Source organism: Hymenobacter chitinivorans DSM 11115 (genome assembly GCF_002797555.1).
Classification (GTDB): Bacteria; Bacteroidota; Bacteroidia; order Cytophagales; family Hymenobacteraceae; genus Hymenobacter; species Hymenobacter chitinivorans.
The window spans coordinates 134,798-152,350 of record NZ_PGFA01000001.1 but is presented as its reverse complement, the minus strand read 5'-3'; the positions used below and the strand labels follow the sequence as shown (position 1 = coordinate 152,350).

The following is a 17,553-nucleotide window of genomic DNA, read 5'->3' as shown; positions in this document are numbered from 1 at the left end:
CCTAAACTTCGGGGAAGATTCTGAAGCTATTCTGAGCCCGGGCCGGCCGGCTTAGTGCAGCTGCCAGGTAAAGCGCAGCCCCGGAGCCCCGGCCAGGCCGCCGGTGGGTGTGTAGCCGGTTTGCCAGCTGGGCGAAAAACCCATGCCTTTGGGCAGGCTGGGCTTGCGGCCCCAGCGGTTGCGGTGGGTCAGGTAGCCCAAGTGGGCCGACAGAATTCCGAAGCCCGCGCCGGCTATTACGTCGCTCTGCCAGTGCTTGGTATTAATCATGCGCAGGGCCGCCACGCTGGTGGCAATGGTGTAGGCGCCCACGCCGTACCACTGGCTTTTGTCGCGAAACTCGGCGTGCACGATGCTGGCGGCCAGAAAGGCCTGGGCCGTGTGGCCCGAGGGGAAAGACAGGTTATCGGAGCCGTCGGGCCGGGTTTCGCCCACCAGACTCTTCACGGCGAAGGTGCTGGCCAGCATAATAGCCTCGCTCTTGAGCAGCACCAGCACGGTATTGATCCGGTCGTCGCGCGACTCGACCCCGGCCAGGGCCACCAGACCCAGCTCGGCGTAGGGCGCAAAAATCAGAATGTTGTCGAGGTTGGTGCGGTAGGTCGGGAACAGCTTGTGAATGTCGCGGTTGGCCTGCTCGTTGGTGTAGAAGCCCTTGTTGTTGACGTGCAGGGCCCCGTAGGTAATGAGCACCGCGGGCACGATGCTGGCCTTCACCAGCTTGCCCTTATACCAGGGCTGCTTTACCACTGGGGACACCCCGGCCGGATTTTCAAATTTATGCGTGGTATCCGCCGGGGCCGCGACCTGGGCAAACGACGGAACCACGGAAGCAAACCATAAAGCCACGAGGGCGGCACTGCGGGCAATTGAATGGGACATAGGGCAAATATGCGGGAAAGAAGCGGGTAAATAAGACGGCATTACCCCGGCAAAAACCGGGTTTAGGCCACATACGCAGCCAGTCTGAAGGAATTCTGAGCAACCTGGCGCCCATACCCCCAACCGTAGCTGGTGCCGGGGCTAAGGCGTGCTTACGCAGGGCTACGGGGCCACGGTTGCTGCCGGGCTGGGGCTGGCCCCGAACTTACCCGACCGGGCTACGTTGAAAGAACCCACGCCTTCCCGCCTCTTTATTTCTTGCTATGAAAACGGTAATCATTTCCCTGGCAGCCACTCTGCTGGCGCTGGGCCCGGCCGCGGCGCAGTCGGTGGCCCCGGCCTACGAGTGGCAGCAGCCCACGGCCACCTTCACGCTGCCCAAGGAATTGCAGGAAATTTCGGGCATTGCCCTGCTGTCGGGTCAGCGCCTGGGCTGCATCGAAGACCAGACCGGCACCATCTACATCTACAACCTCACGAGCAAAAGCGTGGAATCCACGCTGAAATTCGGTAAGAAAGGCGACTACGAAGACCTGGCCCGCGTGCCGGGCGCCTGGCTCGTGCTGCGCTCCGACGGCACGCTCTTCAAGTACAACGACGACGGTACCAGCCGCTCCTACCCCACCGGGCTGACGGCGGCCAACAACCCCGAGGGCCTGGCCTACGATGCCAGTGCCAAAACCCTGCTGGTGGCCTGCAAAGGCGCAGCCGGCGTGGGTCAGCCCGACCAGAAGCGGGCCATTTACCGCCTCGATGCCAAAACCTACCAGACCGAAACCAAGCCCGCCTTCGTGCTGGACGTAGCCGAGCTCATGGACCTGGACCGGCGCCAGAACCCGGGGTCGGCCATCAACCGATTTGCGCCCTCCGCCGTGGCCGTGCACCCGCTTAATCACCACGTATTCGTGCTGGCTGCCAGCGGCAATGCCCTGGTAGAAATGGATGCGCAAGGCACCCCGCTGACCGTGCAGAAACTACCCCGCAAGCTGTTCCCTCAACCCGAAGGCCTGGCCTTTGCTCCCAACGGCGACCTGTACATTTCCAGCGAAATGGGCGACAATGGCAAAGCCGGCACCATCCAGTTTTTCCGTGCCTCGCCCATTGCGGCCAAGTAAATGAGCGGAAGCGTCGAACAAGTAAAAGGGCCGGCTACTCACGTAGCCGGCCCTTTTACTTTACACCCAGAGCGTCATGTTGACCAATGGGAGACATAACGCGGGCAATGGTATTGTCATGCTAAGCAAAGTTGAAGTATCTCTACCGCTTCGTTGCCAGAGTACTCTAATTAGCACTGCAGTAGAGCTGCTTCGACTGCGCTACGCTGCGCTCGGCTTGACGGTCGTTATGATTTTCTACCGGGCGGAACGACACCGGACTTAGTTGGCCGCCGAGCCGCTCGTCAGCGTGAAGCTGGCCTCCTGGGTGTCGCGGGAGTTGGGGCCTACAAACACCTGGAAAGCGCCGGGTTCGGCCACCCACTGCAGGTCGTTGTTGTAGAACTTGAGGTCGTCGGTGGTCAGGTGGAAGGTGAGCGTGCGGCTCTCGCCCTTTTTGAGCAGCACTTTCTGGAAGCCCTTGAGCTCCCGCACCGGCCGCGACACCGAGCCGGCCACGTCGCGCACGTACAGCTGGGCCACTTCCTCGCCGTCGTAGTTGCCGGTGTTTTTCACGGTTACTTTCACGTCCAGGGCGCCGCCCAGGCTCATGGTGCTGGCACTCAGCTCGGGCTTGGAGTAGCTGAAGGTAGTGTAGCTCAGGCCGTAGCCAAACGGGTAGAGCGGCTCGTTGCTCACGTCGAGGTAGCGCGACTTATACTTGTCGAGCTGCTGCCCGCCGAAGGGCCGGCCGGTGCTTTTGTGGTTGTAGTAGAGCGGTACCTGCCCCACCGACTGCGGGAAGGTAATAGTAAGCTTGCCCGAAGGGTTGTAGGCCCCAAACAGCACGTCGGCAATGGCGTTGCCGCCCTGGGTACCCGCAAACCAGGTTTCGAGAATGGCGTCGGCGTTCTGGTTTTCCCAGTTCAGGGTCAGCGGACGGCCGTTCATGAGCACTACTACCAGGGGCTTACCGGTTTTCTTCAGGGCCTTGAGCAGCTCCAGCTGCTGGCCGGGCAGGCCGATATCGGCGCGGCTGGCGGCTTCCCCCGTCATGCCCTGCGACTCGCCCACCACGGCGACTACCACGTCGGCACCCTGGGCTACCTGCACGGCCTCCTGAATCATGTCGGCCGAGCTGCGCTTGTCCGGAGTCAGCGCCCCCCCGAAGGCATTGAGGCGGTCCACCAGGAGTTGGTCATCGGTGATGTTGGCGCCCTGGGCCGTCACGATTTTCACGCCGCTACCAGCCACGTTGCGGATGCCCTGCTCTACTGACACGGCCTGTTTCCAGTCGCCAGCGGCGCTCCAGTTGCCCAGCAAATCGTGCTGCCGGGTAGCCAGGGGGCCCACGAGGGCAATAGTGCCCGCCTTTTTCAGGGGCAGGGCGTTGTTATCGTTTTTGAGCAGCACGAAGCTTTTGCGGGCAATAGCGCGGGCATCGTCGAGAAACTCCTTTTTCATCAGCGTGGCCTTGGCCCGCTTCTCGCTCACGCCCCGGTAGGGGTCCTGAAACAGGCCGAGCTTGTACTTGCCCTCCAGAATGCGGCGGCACGAGGCATCAATGATTTCCTGCTTCACAGTCCCATCTTTGAGGTTTTGGGCCAAGTTGCGCAGGTACACCTCGCCCACCATGTCCTGGTCGGCGCCGGCGTTGAGGGCCATGGCCGATACTTGGGCCTCGTTGCCCACGCCGTGGTTTATCATCTCCGGAATGGCGGTATAGTCAGTAGCCACGAAGCCCTTGAAGCCCCATTGCTTGCGCAAGAGGTCGGTCAGCAGCCACTTGTTGCCGGTGGCCGGAATACCGTTGATATCGTTGAAGGAGCTCATCACCGAACCCACGCCGGCTTCAATGGCGGCTTTGTAGGGCGGCAGATACTCGTTGTACATGCGCGCCAGGCTCATGTCGGTCGTGTTGTAGTCGCGCCCGGCCTCGGCGGCTCCATAGAGGGCAAAGTGCTTAAGGCAGGCCATGACGGTGTTGTTCTGGCTCAGGTCGGTGCCCTGGTAGCCGCGCACCATGGCCCGCGCAATCTGGGAGCCCAGGTACGGATCTTCGCCGCCGCCTTCAGCTACCCGGCCCCAGCGCGGGTCGCGGGCAATGTCCACCATCGGTGAAAATACCCAGTGCAGCCCGTCGGCCGCCGATTCCTCGGCCGCCACCCGGGCGCTGCGCTCCACGGCGGCCATATCCCAGGAAGCGGAAAGCCCCAGCGGAATCGGGAAAATGGTGCGGTGTCCGTGAATGACGTCGTAGCCAAACATGAGCGGAATGTGCAGGCGCGACTCCTTGAGGGCCATGTTCTGGAGCTTGCGGGCGGCCACGGGCGTGTAGGTATTGAACACGCCCCCAACCAGGCCCTTGCGGATATTCACGTCCACGTCCTTGCTGACCACGGGCCCGGTCACGTCGAAACCCACGGTTATCAGGTTCAGCTGGCCGATTTTTTCCTCCAGCGTCATCTTGCTCATCAGGTCGTCGATAAACCGCTGCATTTTCTGCTCATCGGGGGCCGTGGCCGAAGCAGCGGCGCGGGCGGCTTTCTGGGCGTGCAGCGCGGGGCTCAGCAGCAGCCCCAGCGACAATAGCACGGTGGTACGAAAAGTACGTTTCATGGGAAAAGAAGAAGTAGGGAATTGAAAACACCACCAGCCACAGCTACTCAGCCCGGTTTTTCACGGCTTTTCGTTGTTATCTATCCGTCGAGCCAGCTCGGCCCGGCTCTGGTCGTCAGCTCACGCTTCAGCCACCGGCGGCGAAAGGGCCCGACGGCGGTTGACAAACCGGAAATACAATTCGAAGGGAATGGAATGCGCCCCGCGTGGTGGCTCAGCAAAACCGAACTCGAAGCCTACAACACGCGGATAGCGGCGGGAAAACACGGGGGTGCGGCCTGATTTCGGGCCAATTTCGAGGCTGGCTACCAGGTGGCACGGGCCGGGTTCTGGCCCGCCGAGCGGGCCTCTTCGCCCCAGGCCCGGGGGCTGGAATGGGGTGTTTTCTACTAGTAAGTAACAGCTTTTCAGCAGCCCAGGCAAGCAGGCGGCCCTGGATAATTGGCGAACTACGCCCGGCCGCTTGGCAATCAGGCTGTTCTAGTCCGAACAGCCAAAAATTGGGAAGACGAACCCATGCCGCTTCCGTTTTTCCACCTCACCTCGACACTTTATATAGCCTTTGCTCACTGCCTAAATAGTTGCGCCCCGGCTGAGCCTACCTCACCCGCCTAAGCCATAATTGCCCGGACCCGGGTAGCCAATTTATCCTGTGTTTACCGGGCATACCAAGTCTTTTTTCAGAGCCCGTAGTCAGCCGCTACTGCAGTCATTTGTCAGCCGCAGCCCCACCGCCGCACTCCGGCCAGCGGGAGCTGAGCTACGTTGCTCAACTCCCGCTGACTGGGCGCAGCAGCGTTAAAAAATGGCTTCAGACTCTGTAAAAGCCATGTTACAGAATCAAATGCCGGTCTGAATCACGTGTTACGTAAGCGTATAACCACCAAAGTTGGGGCTGTCTCAGGCCGCGGGTCCGGGCGCTTACGGGGTCCTGGTGGTCGAGGCCCGCACGACCAGCTCCGAGTTGAGCACCAGGCTTTGGGCCGGCGAAATAACCCGGTTTTTACTGATGGCCTGGAAGAGAATTTTGGCCGCTTCCTTTCCAATAGAGTAGGCCGGCTGGGTGATGGTGGTCAGGGCCGGCTGGAGCAGGGAGGCAATTTCGAGGTTGGAAAAACCGATGATCTTGATGTCCTCGGGAATGGCGCGGCCTAGGTTGCGGCAAGCCTCATAGCTGCTCGTCGCCTGGCTTTCGACGGCGGCAAAAATCCCGTCGACGTCGGGCCGCGCGGTGAGCAGTTGCTGAATCTGGTGGATGTCCTGGGCCTTGGTTTCCTGGGCCACCAGCACCAGGCTTTCGTCGTAGGCTATGCGGCGGTCGGCCAGGGCCTGGATGTAGCCTTCCTTGCGGCGCCGACTGATGGACAGGTTTTGCGACACGGTGAGGTGAGCCACGGTGCGGCAGCCGGCGTCGAGCAGGTGCTCGGTGGCCCGGTAGCCGCTTTCGTAGTCGTCGGTAGTGACCTTGGCCGTGGGCATCTCGTCGTAGACCCGGTCGAAGAACACGATGGGAATGCCCCGCTCCCGCAGAAACTCCAGGTGGGCAAAGTCGGCACTTTCGCTAGCCACCGACAGCAGCACCCCATCCACCCGCCCACTGGCCAGCAGGCGGGCCATGGCCAGCTCCCGCTGGTAATCCTCGTGGGTCAGGTAAATCAGCACGTGGTAATTATTGTGGCGGGCCACTTCCTCAATGCCGTTAATGGCCAAGGAAAAAAAGTGGTTGGCCACTTCGGGAATCACCACCCCGATGGTCTTGCTTTTCTGGCGCCGCAGGCTGCTGGCGTAGGGATTGGGCTCGTAGTTGAGCTTGTTGGCCAGGGCCCGCACCCGGTCTTTGGTGCCCTGCGAAATGTCGTACCGGTCGTTCAGCGCCCGCGACACGGTGGCCACCGACAGGTTCAACTCCTGCGCGAGCTTTTTCAGATTGATGGGTTTCATGGCTCAATCTAGGCAGGTTGGTTCTGGGAACGAAACCCGCTCCGGCCCAGCCCCGGGCTTCGCCATTGTTTTACGTAACATTTTCACTTTTAGCCTTCATTATAACCAATCCAGCCTACTGTTCTGACGGCTCCACAGCAATACTTATCTATCTATATATCAGATATATATCCATTCATCTAGTTGGTATAGCCTCACTCACCTAATGGTGAGTGCGCCTGGATAAGTTCCGTAAACGTTTACGTAAATAAACCTGAGGGTAACGCATTTTATGCCCGCGGACTTTGCAGAGATTACCGCTCTGATTCCCCCCAAAGCCGCACACATCATGCAAAAAATCCTACCCATTCTGGTGCCGCTGGCCGTGGCCGTAAGCCTGCCGGCCTTCGCCCAAACCCGCCAAGTAACCGGCCAGGTGCTCAACGCCACCGACCGGACGCCGCTGCCGGGCGTGTCGGTCGTTATCAAGGGCACCACTACCGGCACGGCCACCGACCCCGACGGCCGCTTCAGCCTGCCCCTGCCGGCCGACGGCAACCCCACGCTGGTTTTCTCCTTCGTTGGCTTCGAGCCGTTTGAGGCCCGGGTGGGCGACAACGGCACGGTGCCCACGGTGCAGCTGCGCGAGAAAACCACCGAGCTCAACGACGTAGTGGTGGTAGGCTACGGCACCCAGCGCAAGCGCGACATCACCGGCTCGGTGGCCTCCATTTCGGCTGAGCAGGTGGCCGAAACTCCCATTGCCCGCGCCGACCAGATTCTGCAGGGCCGGGTGAGCGGCGTGCAGGTTACACAAACGAATTCGGAGCCGGGCGGCAACGTTTCCATCCGCATTCGGGGTACCAATTCCATCAACACCGGCAACGAGCCCCTGTTTGTGGTGGACGGCTTCCCCGGCGCCGGCGACCTGAACTCCATCAACCCCAGCGACATCGAGAGCATCGAGGTGCTCAAAGACGCCTCGGCTACCGCTATTTACGGCTCCCGCGGTGCCAACGGGGTAGTGCTGATTACTACCAAGAAAGGCAAGGTGGGCAAGGGCACCATCAATGCCGAAGCGTACACCGGCGTGCAGATCGTGCGCCACAAGTACGAGCTGATGAACGCGCCGGAATTTGCGCGCTACCTCAACGAGGTGAACCCGCCGGTGGCCCCCAGCACCACGCCGGTGTATACCGACGAGCAGATTGCGGCCATGGGCGAGGGTACCGACTGGCAGGACGCCATTCTGCGCCCGGCCCGCCTGAGCAACTACCAGCTGGGCTTTAACGGCGGCACCGAGGAAACGCGCTACAACCTGAGCTTCAACTTCTTCGACCAGGAAGGCATCATCATCAACTCGGGCTTCAAGCGCGGCACGGTGCGCCTCAACCTCGACAAGAAAATCAACTCCAAGCTCAGCTTCAATTTTTCGAGCCAACTGGCCGGCACCTTCGAGAAGCGGGCCTTTGTGAACTCCCAGGGTGGCTCCTTCGGCGGCGCCTTGCTCGACGCGCTGCGCTTTAGCCCCATCAACCCGGTGCGCGACGAAAACGGCAACTTCACCTACTCCAACACGCCCCAGCCCTTCGTGGAAGACGTGGGCAACCCGGTGGCTTTCGCCGAGAAAGTGAAGGACCGCCGCAACACGGCCCGGGGCTTGCTCAACGTGGCGGCCAACTACGAGCTGCTGCCCGGCCTGACGCTGCGCATCAGCGGGGGCCTGGACTACAACAACCAGCAAACCGACGTATTCCGGCCCTCCGACGTGTTTTTGGGGCGCCTCAACGGGGGCTCGGCCAGCCGGGTGCAGAGCAACCGCTACAGCTGGCTGAATGAAAACACGCTGACCTACGACAAGAAGCTCAACCCCAACAACGCCCTGAACGTGGTGGTGGGTATTTCGGAGCAGAAGTTCTACTTCAACCAGTTTGGCGCGAGCGGCACCAACTTCTTCACCAACACGCTGGGCTCCGATAACCTCTCGATAGCCGCCAACGTGGGCACGCCGACTTCGACCCGCAACTCCAACGCGCTGGCCTCCTACTTTGGCCGCGTCAACTACCGGCTGTTCGAGAAGTACCTCTTTACCGTGACGATGCGGGCCGACGGCTCCTCGCGCTTCGGCAAAAACAACAAGTGGGGCTACTTCCCCTCGGCTGCCTTTGCCTACCGCCTCATCGACGAGCCGTTTATGAAGGACCTGACCGCGCTGACCGACCTGAAGCTGCGCCTGGGCTACGGCGTGACCGGCAACCAGGAAATCGACAACTACCAGTCCTTGGCCCAGTACGGGGCCGACGCCTACGCTTCGGGCAGCGCCCGGCTGGTGGGCCTCGAGCCGCTCAACATCGGCAACCCCAACCTGCGCTGGGAATCGACGGCGGCCAGCAACGTGGGCGTAGACCTGGCTTTCCTGGAAAACCGGGTTTCCATTACGGCCGACGCCTACTACAAGAAAACCACCGACCTGCTGCTGCGCGTGGCCACGCCCCGCACCACCGGCTACCCCAACATTTACCTGAACGCGGGCAGCGTCGAAAACAAGGGCTTCGAGCTGGCCGTGAATACCACCAACTTCGACACCAAGACGTTCGGCTGGAAAACCAACCTGAACTTCTCGCTCAACCGCAACAAGGTGCTTGACCTCTACAGCGTTTCGGAGTTGCCGGTGGGTGCCTCCAGCTCCAGCCTGTTTGTGGGCGCGGGCCTGGGCAATACCAGCATCCTGCGCGAGGGTGAGCCCATCGGCTCGTTCTACGGCTACCAGTTCGACGGCCTCTGGCAGAGCGACGACGAAATCAAGGCGGCCGGCCGTACCGGGGTGCGCCCCGGCGACCCGCGCTACGTGGACCAGAACGGCGACAAAGCCATTACGGCCGCCGACCGGGTGATTATCGGCCGGGCCCAGCCCGACTTTATCTACGGCTTGACCAACACCTTCAGCGCGGGCGGCTTCTCGCTCAACATCTTTATCCAGGGCGTGCAGGGCACCGACGTGCTCAACCTGAACCGCTACGAGCTGGAGTCGGGCATCACGACCACCAACAAGCTCAAGACGGTGGTAAACCGCTGGACGCCCGACAACCCCAACACGAACATTCCCCGGGCCGGTAGCACCATCCGTCGCAGCACCGGCATCGTGAGCGACGTGCTGGAAGACGGCAGCTTCGTGCGTCTCAAAACCGTGACCCTGAGCTACACCCTGCCCAAGTTCAGCAAAGTGCTGCGCCAGGCCAGCGTGTACGTCACGGCCCAGAACCTGGTGACCCTGACCGACTACAGCGGCTACGACCCCGAAGTCAACTCCTTCGGCAACGACAACCTGAGTTTGAACACCGATTACAACGCCTTCCCCAGCACCCGCAGCTTCACGGCCGGTATCAAAGTTGGCTTCTAATCCTCACCTCCTGCAGCACTCCCACCTGATATGAAAAAGTCCCTCCTATTTATCGGCTTGCTTTCCCTGGGTTTGAGCCTGGGTTCCTGCGAGAAGTTCCTGGAAGAGGAGCCCTACTCCTTTTTGGCCAGCGAAAATTTCTACAAAACCGAAGGCGACGCCGTGGCCGGCCTTAACGGCGTGTTCAACGCCCTGCTGCCCCAAACCTACTTCGGCCGCACCGGCTGGCAGATCACCGAGCTGCCCGCCGAGCTCATCCGCGTGGGTTCCAGCACCGACGAGCGGGCCCAGCTCTCGCGCTTCACCTTCACCTCGACCAACACCGAAATCAACAGCTGGTGGACCAACACCTACCGCATGATTAACCGGGCCAACGACGTCATCGAGAAGGTGCCCGGCATTGGCATGGACGTGACCCGCCGCAACAACATCGTGGGCAATGCCCGCTTCCTGCGCGCCATGGGCTACTTCGACCTGGTGCGCTGCTTCGGCGACGTGCCCCTGGTGCTGGCCACGGTGAAAGGTCCCAACGACGACCTACGCCCCACCCGCACGCCCCTGGCCCAGGTTTACGAGCAAATCATTGAAGACCTGAAGTTTGCCGAGGCCAACTGCTACCCCGAAGACAAAATTGCGGCCGGCGAGAAAGGCCGGGCGAGCAGCGGAGCCGCCACGGCCCTGCTGGCCAAGGTGTATCTGACGCGCGCCACGACCAAAGCCGCTCAGAGCGGCGACAACCAGAGCGGCCTCGACGCCTGCAACCGGGTAATCAGCTCCAAGCTCTACAGCCTGCTACCCGTGTACGGCGACGTATTCAACCCCGACAAGGAAAACGGCCCCGAGCACATCTTCTCCATCCAGTTTGATTTGCCCCCGAACACGGGCAGCATCATCGTGCGCCAGTTTTTGCCCTCGCAGCTGCAGGGCCTGGGCACTTTCACGGTGGAAGACAGCCTGGTACGCTCCTACGCCACCAACGACGTGCGCCGGGCCTGGAACATCAGCAACCAGGCCGGTTCCACTGTCCTGCCGCGCTACTACTTCAACAAGTTCCGCGACGAGAAGCGCATTGGCAACGACGCCCGCACCAACTACCTGATTACCCGCTACGCCGACATTCTGCTGCTGCAGTCGGAAGCCCTGAACGCGCTGAACGCCGCCGACCCGACCAAGTACCAGGGCATCAACGCCGTGCGGGTGCGGGCCGGTCTGGCCCCGATTCCAGCTTCCAAGGTGACGACCAAAGACGCCTTCGTGGATCTGCTGGTGCGAGAGCGGGGCTGGGAGCTGGTGCAGGAAGGCCACCGCTGGTTTGACCTGGTGCGCCTCAACCGCCTGAAGCAGCGCGAAAAGGCCGTCTTCAACCGCGACATCGACGACCGGTATTTCCTCTTCCCGATTCCGCAGCCCGAGCTGATTCTCAACACCAACCTGACCCAAAACCCGGGCTACAACTAATGCGCACACTCAACAAGCCGTGGCTTGGAATGCTGGTGGGGGCGATACTTCTAGCACTAGCCGGGGCCGCGCAGGCGGCCCCGGTGACGCCCTTCCTGCTGCTCGACCCTAACGCCCTGGTCACATACAAAACTGCCTACCAGCAAGGCAGTCCCGCCGAAGTCCAACAGGTGAAGAGCCTGCTCAGTAAGGCCAACCAGGCCCTGCAGCGCGGCCCCTACACCGTGACCAGCAAGCAACGCGTGCCGCCCAGCGGCGACAAGCACGACTACATTTCGCAGGCGCCCTACTGGTGGCCCGACCCCAGCAAGCCCGACGGTAAGCCCTACCTGCAGAAAGACGGCCTGGTAAACCCCGAAACCAAGGAGCTGAAGGACGACGAAAATCTGGCCGCCCTCTGCCACGACGTGAAGGATTTGGCCCTGGGCTACTACTTCTCCCGGGACGAGAAATACGCTACTCACGCCGCCCAACTACTGCGCACCTGGTTTCTGGACCCGGCCACCCGCATGAATCCCAACCTGAACTTTGGCCAGGGCATTCCGGGCACCAACGACGGACGCAGCTTCGGCATCATCGAAAGCCGCCACCTGGTCTACATCCCCGATGCTCTGGCGTTGCTTAGCGGCAGCAAAAGCGTGACACCGGCCTTGGTAAAGGACCTGAAGAGCTGGTATGCGCAGTACACGCAGTGGCTCACGACGAGCAAAATCGGGCAGGAAGAAGGCCAGAACAAGAACAACCACGGCACGTTTCACGACGTGCAAGTTGTCGACTTCGCCCTGTTCATTGGCAACCAGGAGCTGGCCCGCCGCACCCTGGAAACCCACACCCTGCCCCGGCTGCCGGTGCAGTTTGCCGCCGACGGTTCCCAGCCCCTGGAGCTGGCCCGCACCCGGCCCTGGAACTACGTGAGCATGAACCTGCAGGGCTGGCTGCAGCTGGCCGTACTGGCCCCCCGGGCCGGCGTCGATTTGTGGCACTACACCAGCCCCGAAGGCCGCAGCCTGAGCCAGGCCGTGGCCTGGTTCCGGCCTTATTTGCTCAAGGAAAAGCAGATGGAGCGCCCCGACGCCGTACCCGCGGGCAACAACGCCATTCTGACCATTTACAACCGTGCCAGCCCGGAGTTTCCCCAGCTGCGCGCCGACCAGGTTTTTGCCCAGTACCCGGACTTTGTCCGTACCCCCTGGGCTATTTAAAGCAACTCGGTCTTCGCTGTTTAAACTGTCATCCTGAGCCCTTGCGAAGGACCTTCCTCCCCTATCCCGCTACGGCTCAGTGCCCATGTAGCAAAGCCTTTCTCCGCAGCAGAAACAAAGGACTTCACATTGCATGGGCTTTATCAATCAGGTGAGGAAAGTCCTTCACACCGCGTTACCTCTGCTTGCTACGCAGAATGTTCAGGATGACAGACGTTGAAAACATTTAAAATTCCAGTGGCGTGGCGGTGGCCGCGTCCATTTTTCGAAGCACATGAGTGAGAATTTTTCCCTGCAGGATAAAGTAATCGTCGTCACCGGCGGCACCGGGATTCTGGGCCAATCATTTCTGGACGGCATCGTGGAGGCCGGCGGCACGGTGGGCATCCTGGGCCGCAATGCCGAGGTGGCGCACGAGCGGGCTATGGCCATCAACGCCAACGGGGGCCGGGCCCTGGCCCTGGTAGCCGACGTGCTGGAGGAAGACCAGTTGCGGGCCGCCTGCCAACTGATGATGCAGACGTTTGGCCGCATCGACGGCTTGGTTAACGCGGCCGGCGGCAACGGGGCCGACGGCGTGCTGGCCCCCGAGGAAGACGTGTTTAAGATGAACCTGGCCGGCATGAAGCGGGTAATGGAGCTCAACCTGTGGGGCGCCATTCTGCCCACCCAGGTGTTTGGCGAGGCCATTGCCGAGTCTGAGCGGGGCAGCATCGTCAACATCTCGTCGATGAACTCGAAGCGGGCCATTACCAAGGTGCTGGGCTACAACATGGGCAAAGCGGCCCTGGACTGCTACAACCAGTGGTTTGCGGTGGAAATGGCCAACCGCTACGGCGACAAGCTGCGCATGAATGCCCTGGCGCCCGGCTTCTTTCTGACCGAGCAAAACCGCAGCCTGCTCACCACCCCCGACGGCGGCTTCACGGCCCGCGGCGAGCTGGTTATCCGGCAGACGCCCTTCAAGCGCTTCGGCCACCCCGACGAGCTCAAGGGCGCCCTGGTGTGGCTGCTCAGCGACGCGTCGCGCTTCGTCACCGGCTCCATGATTTGCGTGGACGGCGGTTTTTCCATCTTTGGCGGCGTTTAACCCAACAAGACGATGGAACAAAACAAGCAATACGCCCTGGAGCAAACCATGCGCTGGTTTGGCTCCGCAGACCCGGTCAGCCTGGCCGATATCCGCCAGGCCGGCTGCTCGGGCGTGGTGACGGCCCTGCACCATATTCCGAATGGGCAGGTGTGGCCAGTGGCCGAAATTGAGCAGCGCAAAGCCGTAATTGAACAAGCCGGCCTGCGCTGGAGCGTGGTGGAAAGCGTGCCGGTGCACGAGGCCATCAAAACCCAGGCGGCAGGCTTCGAAGCTTACCTCGAGAATTACAAGGAAAGCCTGCGCAACCTCGGCGCCTGCGGCATCGGCACGGTAACTTACAACTTCATGCCCGTGCTCGACTGGACCCGCACCGACCTGAGCTACGAGGTCGAGGACGGTTCCCGGGCCCTGCGCTTCGAGCGGGCCGCCTTTGTCGCTTTCGACGTGTTGCAGCTGCAGCGCCGCGGGGCCGAGCAGGAGTACTCCGACGATGAACTGGCCAAGGCCCGCCGCCGCTTCGAGGGCATGAGCGAAGCCGAGCGGCAGCTCTTGCAGCGCAACATCATTGCCGGCCTGCCCGGCTCGGAGGAAAGCTTCACGCTGGCTCAGTTCCAAGCGGCCCTGGATGCCTACCAGAACATCGATGCGGCGCGGCTGCGGGCTAATTTGATTCACTTTTTGCAAGCAGTAGTGCCGGTGGCCGAAGCCAGCGGCGTCAACCTGGTTATTCACCCCGACGACCCGCCTTACCCCATTCTGGGTTTGCCGCGGGTAGTGAGCACCGCCGCCGACGTGCAGGCCTTGTTCGAAGCCGTGCCCTCGCCCAGCAACGGGCTGTGCTTCTGCACCGGCTCCTTCGGCGTGCGCCCCGACAACGACCTGCCCGCCATGGTGCGCCAGTTTGCCGACCGAATCAACTTTATCCACCTGCGCAGCACCCGCCGCAATGCCGACGGCGACTTTTTCGAGGACAACCACCTCGAAGGCGACGTGGATATGTACGGCGTGATGCGGGAGCTGGTACTGGTGATGCAGCAGCGCCAGCGCCGCCTGCCCATGCGCCCCGACCACGGCCACCAGATGCTCGACGACCTACACAAGAAAACCAACCCCGGCTACTCCGCCATTGGCCGCCTGCGCGGCCTAGCCGAGCTCCGCGGCCTGGAGTTGGGTATTCGGAGAGGATTACAATCCTAGAAGTCTGCTCGGGCACCCCTCCTTAGATAAGGAGGGATGCCCGAAGGGCGGGGTGGTTGCCCCCGTCAAAATGATTTTAGAGCTAGGTCTTAAAAGTCGTTCTGCCGTTTCAACCACCCCTAGCCCCTCCCCAGCTGAGGAGGGAAACTAGCTTTCTAGCTCTAGCACGCCACCAAGCCTGATACTGAATAACACCAGAGTGAGAAGTAAAAAGTTAATACTCGTTTTTCTGCTGCTGCTTTGCCTGCAACCTGCTTTCGGGCAGCGCCGGCAGCGGCTGATTACGAATTGGGAATTCGTCCGCCAGGATCTGGGGGGCGTGTGGGAAGCAGTGCGGCCCGTGGGTGCCGGTAACCCCGAAAGCGTCCCGTTGTGGGAGAGGGTGACGCTGCCGCACTGCTTTAACGCCCAGGATGCCGTGGACCCCGATGTGAATTACTACCAGGGCCCCGGTTGGTACCGCACCCAGCTCACGGTGCAAAACCCCTACGCGGGCGGCCGGACTCTGCTGCACTTCGAGGGCGCCGGCCAGAAAACGGACGTCTACATTCATACTACCAAAGTAGGCAGCCACGTGGGCGGCTACGACGAGTGGGCGGTGGATGTGACCCAGGCCATAGCCGACTTTCAAAAGACCGAAGCTTACCAGAAGCAGTTCAAAGGCCAGATTCCGCTCAGCATCCGCTGCGACAACACGCGCGACCTGGAAATGATACCGTCCGACTTGTCGGACTTCAACATTTACGGCGGGTTGTACCGCTACGTGAACCTCCAGTACCAGCCGGCCGTGGCCTTGAGCCAGCTCAGTGCCAAAGCCGAGGTCGACAGGGCCGGCAAGGCGGGCACGCTCACGGTGAAAGCCGTTTTGCCGGAAACTGTAGGCAGCGGCTCCGCACCCTACTCCGTACGTTTGCTCGACCCGCGCGGCAAGCCGGTAGCGCAGTTTAAAGGCACCCTCGCTACCAAACCGGGCGAGCTGGATTTGCCCAAATTCGCGGTAAAAAGCCCCCGGCTTTGGTCGCCCGACGCGCCCCAGCTCTACACCGTGCAGGTCACGGTGGGCACGGGCCCGGAGGCCTACCAGCAGAGTGAAAAGGTCGGATTCCGTCACATCGAATTCGTGGAGCACGGGCCGTTTATGCTCAACGGAAAGCGCCTGCTCTTGCGCGGTACCCACCGCCACGAAGACCACGCCGGCGTGGCGGCGGCCATGACCGAGCCCATGATCCGCCAGGAAATGGTGATGATGAAGCGCATGGGCGTCAACTTCATCCGGTTGGGCCACTACCAACAGTCGCGCATCGTGCTCAACCTCTGCGACTCGCTGGGCATCACCGTGTGGGAGGAAATTCCGTGGTGCCGCGGTGGCCTGGGCGGGCCCGTGTACCAGCAGCAGGCCAAGCGCATGCTGCGCAACATGATAACCCAGCACTACAATCACGCCAGCATCATCATTTGGGGCCTGGGCAACGAAAACGACTGGCCCGGCGACTTTCCCGAGTTCGACAAGCAGAAGATTCGGGCCTTCATGACGGAGCTCAACGACCTGTCGCACCAGCTCGACGCCTCCCGCTACACCGCCATCCGCCGCTGCGACTTCTGCAAGGACATCGTCGACGTGTATTCGCCCTCCATCTGGGCCGGCTGGTACCGCGGCATTTACACCGAGTACAAGGAAACCAGCCGCAAGGAGTTTGAGGGCGTCAAGCGCTTTTTGCACGTGGAGTGGGGCGGCGACTCGCACGCCGGCCGCCACAGCGAAAACCCCGACAACGCCCTGGCCAAAATAACGGCCGGCCAAGGCGCCGACGAGCGGTCCGGCGACGCCTCCCTGTTCGGCGGCAGCGCCCGGGTATCCAAGGACGGCGACTGGAGCGAAACTTACCTCTGCAACCTGGTGGACTGGCACCTGAAAGAGCAGGAAACCATGCCCTGGCTAAGCGGGGCGGCGTACTGGCCCTTCAAGGATTTTAGCACGCCCGTGCGCCCCGACAACCCCGTGCCCTACATGAACCAGAAGGGCGTGGTAGAGCGGGATTTCACCCCGAAAGAGGCGTATTACGTGTTTCAGTCGTACTGGACGCCCCAGCCCATGGCCCACATCTACGGCCACGGCTGGCCCGTGCGCTGGGGCGACGAGGGCGAATTGAAAATGGTCAAAGTGTACTCCAACTGCGAGCAGGCCGAGCTATTCGTGAACGGCAAAAGCTACGGCAGCAAGCAGCGCAACAGCCAGGATTTCCCCGCCGCCGGCCTGCACTGGAACGTGCCGTTCGTGGCGGGTCAGAACCAGGTGAAAGTCGTGGCCCGCCAAGGCAAGCAAACGGTGCAGGACGAAATCAGCTTCCGCTACCAGACCCAGAAATGGGGTAAGCCCACCAAGCTCACCCTGGAAAAAGTAGCCGACTCCAACGGCCTGACCACCGTGGAAGCCAAGCTCTACGACGCTCAGGGCGTGCAGTGCCTGGACGCGGCCAACTGGCTGGAATTCTCGTTGGCCGGCGCCGGCCAGCTGCTCGACAACCTGGGCACCAGCAGCGGCTCCCGCAAGGTGCAGGCCTACAACGGCCGGGCCATCATTCGCCTCCAAGCCACGCCCGGCCAAACCAGCGTGGCCGTTCAGTCGCCCGGGCTGCCGGCAGTGGTATTAAACCTGTAATAGCCCGGTGTGGCGACGCGTATTCGCGT

Annotated in this window: 10 protein-coding genes; 7 read left to right on the top strand and 3 right to left on the bottom strand. The window is 61.7% G+C overall.

Features of this window, described 5'->3' with window-relative positions; genetic code table 11:
• Nucleotides 1-51: 51 nt before the first annotated feature.
• The gene (locus CLV45_RS00570) at nucleotides 52-882 is read right to left on the bottom strand and encodes a phosphatase PAP2 family protein (RefSeq protein WP_157807203.1); all 831 of its coding nucleotides are present in this window, start codon (nucleotides 880-882) and stop codon (nucleotides 52-54) included.
• A 263-nt stretch (nucleotides 883-1,145) separates the two neighbouring features.
• Here CLV45_RS00570 and CLV45_RS00565 point away from each other — a divergent pair, with 263 nt between their 5' ends.
• On the top strand, nucleotides 1,146-1,997 hold the full coding sequence (locus CLV45_RS00565) for an SdiA-regulated domain-containing protein (protein WP_100334457.1): 852 nt from the start codon (nucleotides 1,146-1,148) through the stop codon (nucleotides 1,995-1,997).
• 261 nt (nucleotides 1,998-2,258) lie between these two features.
• Here CLV45_RS00565 and bglX read toward each other — a convergent pair whose 3' ends face one another.
• Nucleotides 2,259-4,595 (bottom strand): beta-glucosidase BglX, encoded by a 2,337-nt coding sequence (gene bglX, locus CLV45_RS00560; RefSeq protein ID WP_100334456.1) that lies wholly within the window; start codon nucleotides 4,593-4,595, stop codon nucleotides 2,259-2,261.
• Nucleotides 4,596-5,516: 921 nt separating this feature from the next.
• Complete coding sequence (locus CLV45_RS00555) at nucleotides 5,517-6,536, bottom strand: LacI family DNA-binding transcriptional regulator (protein WP_100334455.1); 1,020 nt, start codon at nucleotides 6,534-6,536, stop codon at nucleotides 5,517-5,519.
• 328 nt (nucleotides 6,537-6,864) lie between these two features.
• On the opposite strand from CLV45_RS00555, the gene CLV45_RS00550 reads away from it, so the two are divergent.
• The 6 genes from CLV45_RS00550 to CLV45_RS00525 all read left to right on the top strand — a co-directional run bounded on the left by CLV45_RS00550 (nucleotide 6,865) and on the right by CLV45_RS00525 (nucleotide 17,524).
• Entirely contained in the window at nucleotides 6,865-9,915 is a 3,051-nt protein-coding gene (locus CLV45_RS00550; protein WP_157807202.1) for a SusC/RagA family TonB-linked outer membrane protein, read from the top strand.
• Nucleotides 9,916-9,945: 30 nt separating this feature from the next.
• On the top strand, nucleotides 9,946-11,373 hold the full coding sequence (locus CLV45_RS00545; protein ID WP_100334453.1) for a RagB/SusD family nutrient uptake outer membrane protein: 1,428 nt from the start codon (nucleotides 9,946-9,948) through the stop codon (nucleotides 11,371-11,373).
• Nucleotides 11,373-12,575 (top strand): alginate lyase family protein, encoded by a 1,203-nt coding sequence (locus CLV45_RS00540; protein ID WP_100334452.1) that lies wholly within the window; start codon nucleotides 11,373-11,375, stop codon nucleotides 12,573-12,575. The genes CLV45_RS00545 and CLV45_RS00540 overlap by 1 nt, the downstream gene beginning before the upstream one ends.
• Before the next feature lie 274 nt (nucleotides 12,576-12,849).
• Entirely contained in the window at nucleotides 12,850-13,665 is an 816-nt protein-coding gene (locus tag CLV45_RS00535) for an SDR family oxidoreductase (RefSeq protein WP_100334451.1), read from the top strand.
• Nucleotides 13,666-13,677: 12 nt separating this feature from the next.
• The gene (gene uxuA, locus CLV45_RS00530) at nucleotides 13,678-14,865 is read left to right on the top strand and encodes a mannonate dehydratase (RefSeq protein WP_211289883.1); all 1,188 of its coding nucleotides are present in this window, start codon (nucleotides 13,678-13,680) and stop codon (nucleotides 14,863-14,865) included.
• A 199-nt stretch (nucleotides 14,866-15,064) separates the two neighbouring features.
• Nucleotides 15,065-17,524, top strand: coding sequence for a glycoside hydrolase family 2 TIM barrel-domain containing protein (locus CLV45_RS00525; protein ID WP_100334450.1), 2,460 nt, complete (start codon nucleotides 15,065-15,067; stop codon nucleotides 17,522-17,524).
• The last annotated feature ends 29 nt before the right edge of the window (nucleotides 17,525-17,553 follow it).

What these genes read in the sequence shown, in the direction of transcription:
- CLV45_RS00545 (WP_100334453.1), top strand. Translation starts at nt 9,946, where the DNA reads ATGAAAAAGTCCCTCCTATTTATCGGCTTGCTTTCCCTGGGTTTGAGC.
- uxuA (WP_211289883.1), top strand. Translation starts at nt 13,678, where the DNA reads ATGGAACAAAACAAGCAATACGCCCTGGAGCAAACCATGCGCTGGTTT.
- CLV45_RS00565 (WP_100334457.1), top strand. Translation starts at nt 1,146, where the DNA reads ATGAAAACGGTAATCATTTCCCTGGCAGCCACTCTGCTGGCGCTGGGC.
- CLV45_RS00550 (WP_157807202.1), top strand. Translation starts at nt 6,865, where the DNA reads ATGCAAAAAATCCTACCCATTCTGGTGCCGCTGGCCGTGGCCGTAAGC.
- CLV45_RS00555 (WP_100334455.1), bottom strand. Translation starts at nt 6,536, where the DNA reads ATGAAACCCATCAATCTGAAAAAGCTCGCGCAGGAGTTGAACCTGTCG.
- CLV45_RS00570 (WP_157807203.1), bottom strand. Translation starts at nt 882, where the DNA reads ATGTCCCATTCAATTGCCCGCAGTGCCGCCCTCGTGGCTTTATGGTTT.
- CLV45_RS00540 (WP_100334452.1), top strand. Translation starts at nt 11,373, where the DNA reads ATGCGCACACTCAACAAGCCGTGGCTTGGAATGCTGGTGGGGGCGATA.
- bglX (WP_100334456.1), bottom strand. Translation starts at nt 4,595, where the DNA reads ATGAAACGTACTTTTCGTACCACCGTGCTATTGTCGCTGGGGCTGCTG.
- CLV45_RS00535 (WP_100334451.1), top strand. Translation starts at nt 12,850, where the DNA reads ATGAGTGAGAATTTTTCCCTGCAGGATAAAGTAATCGTCGTCACCGGC.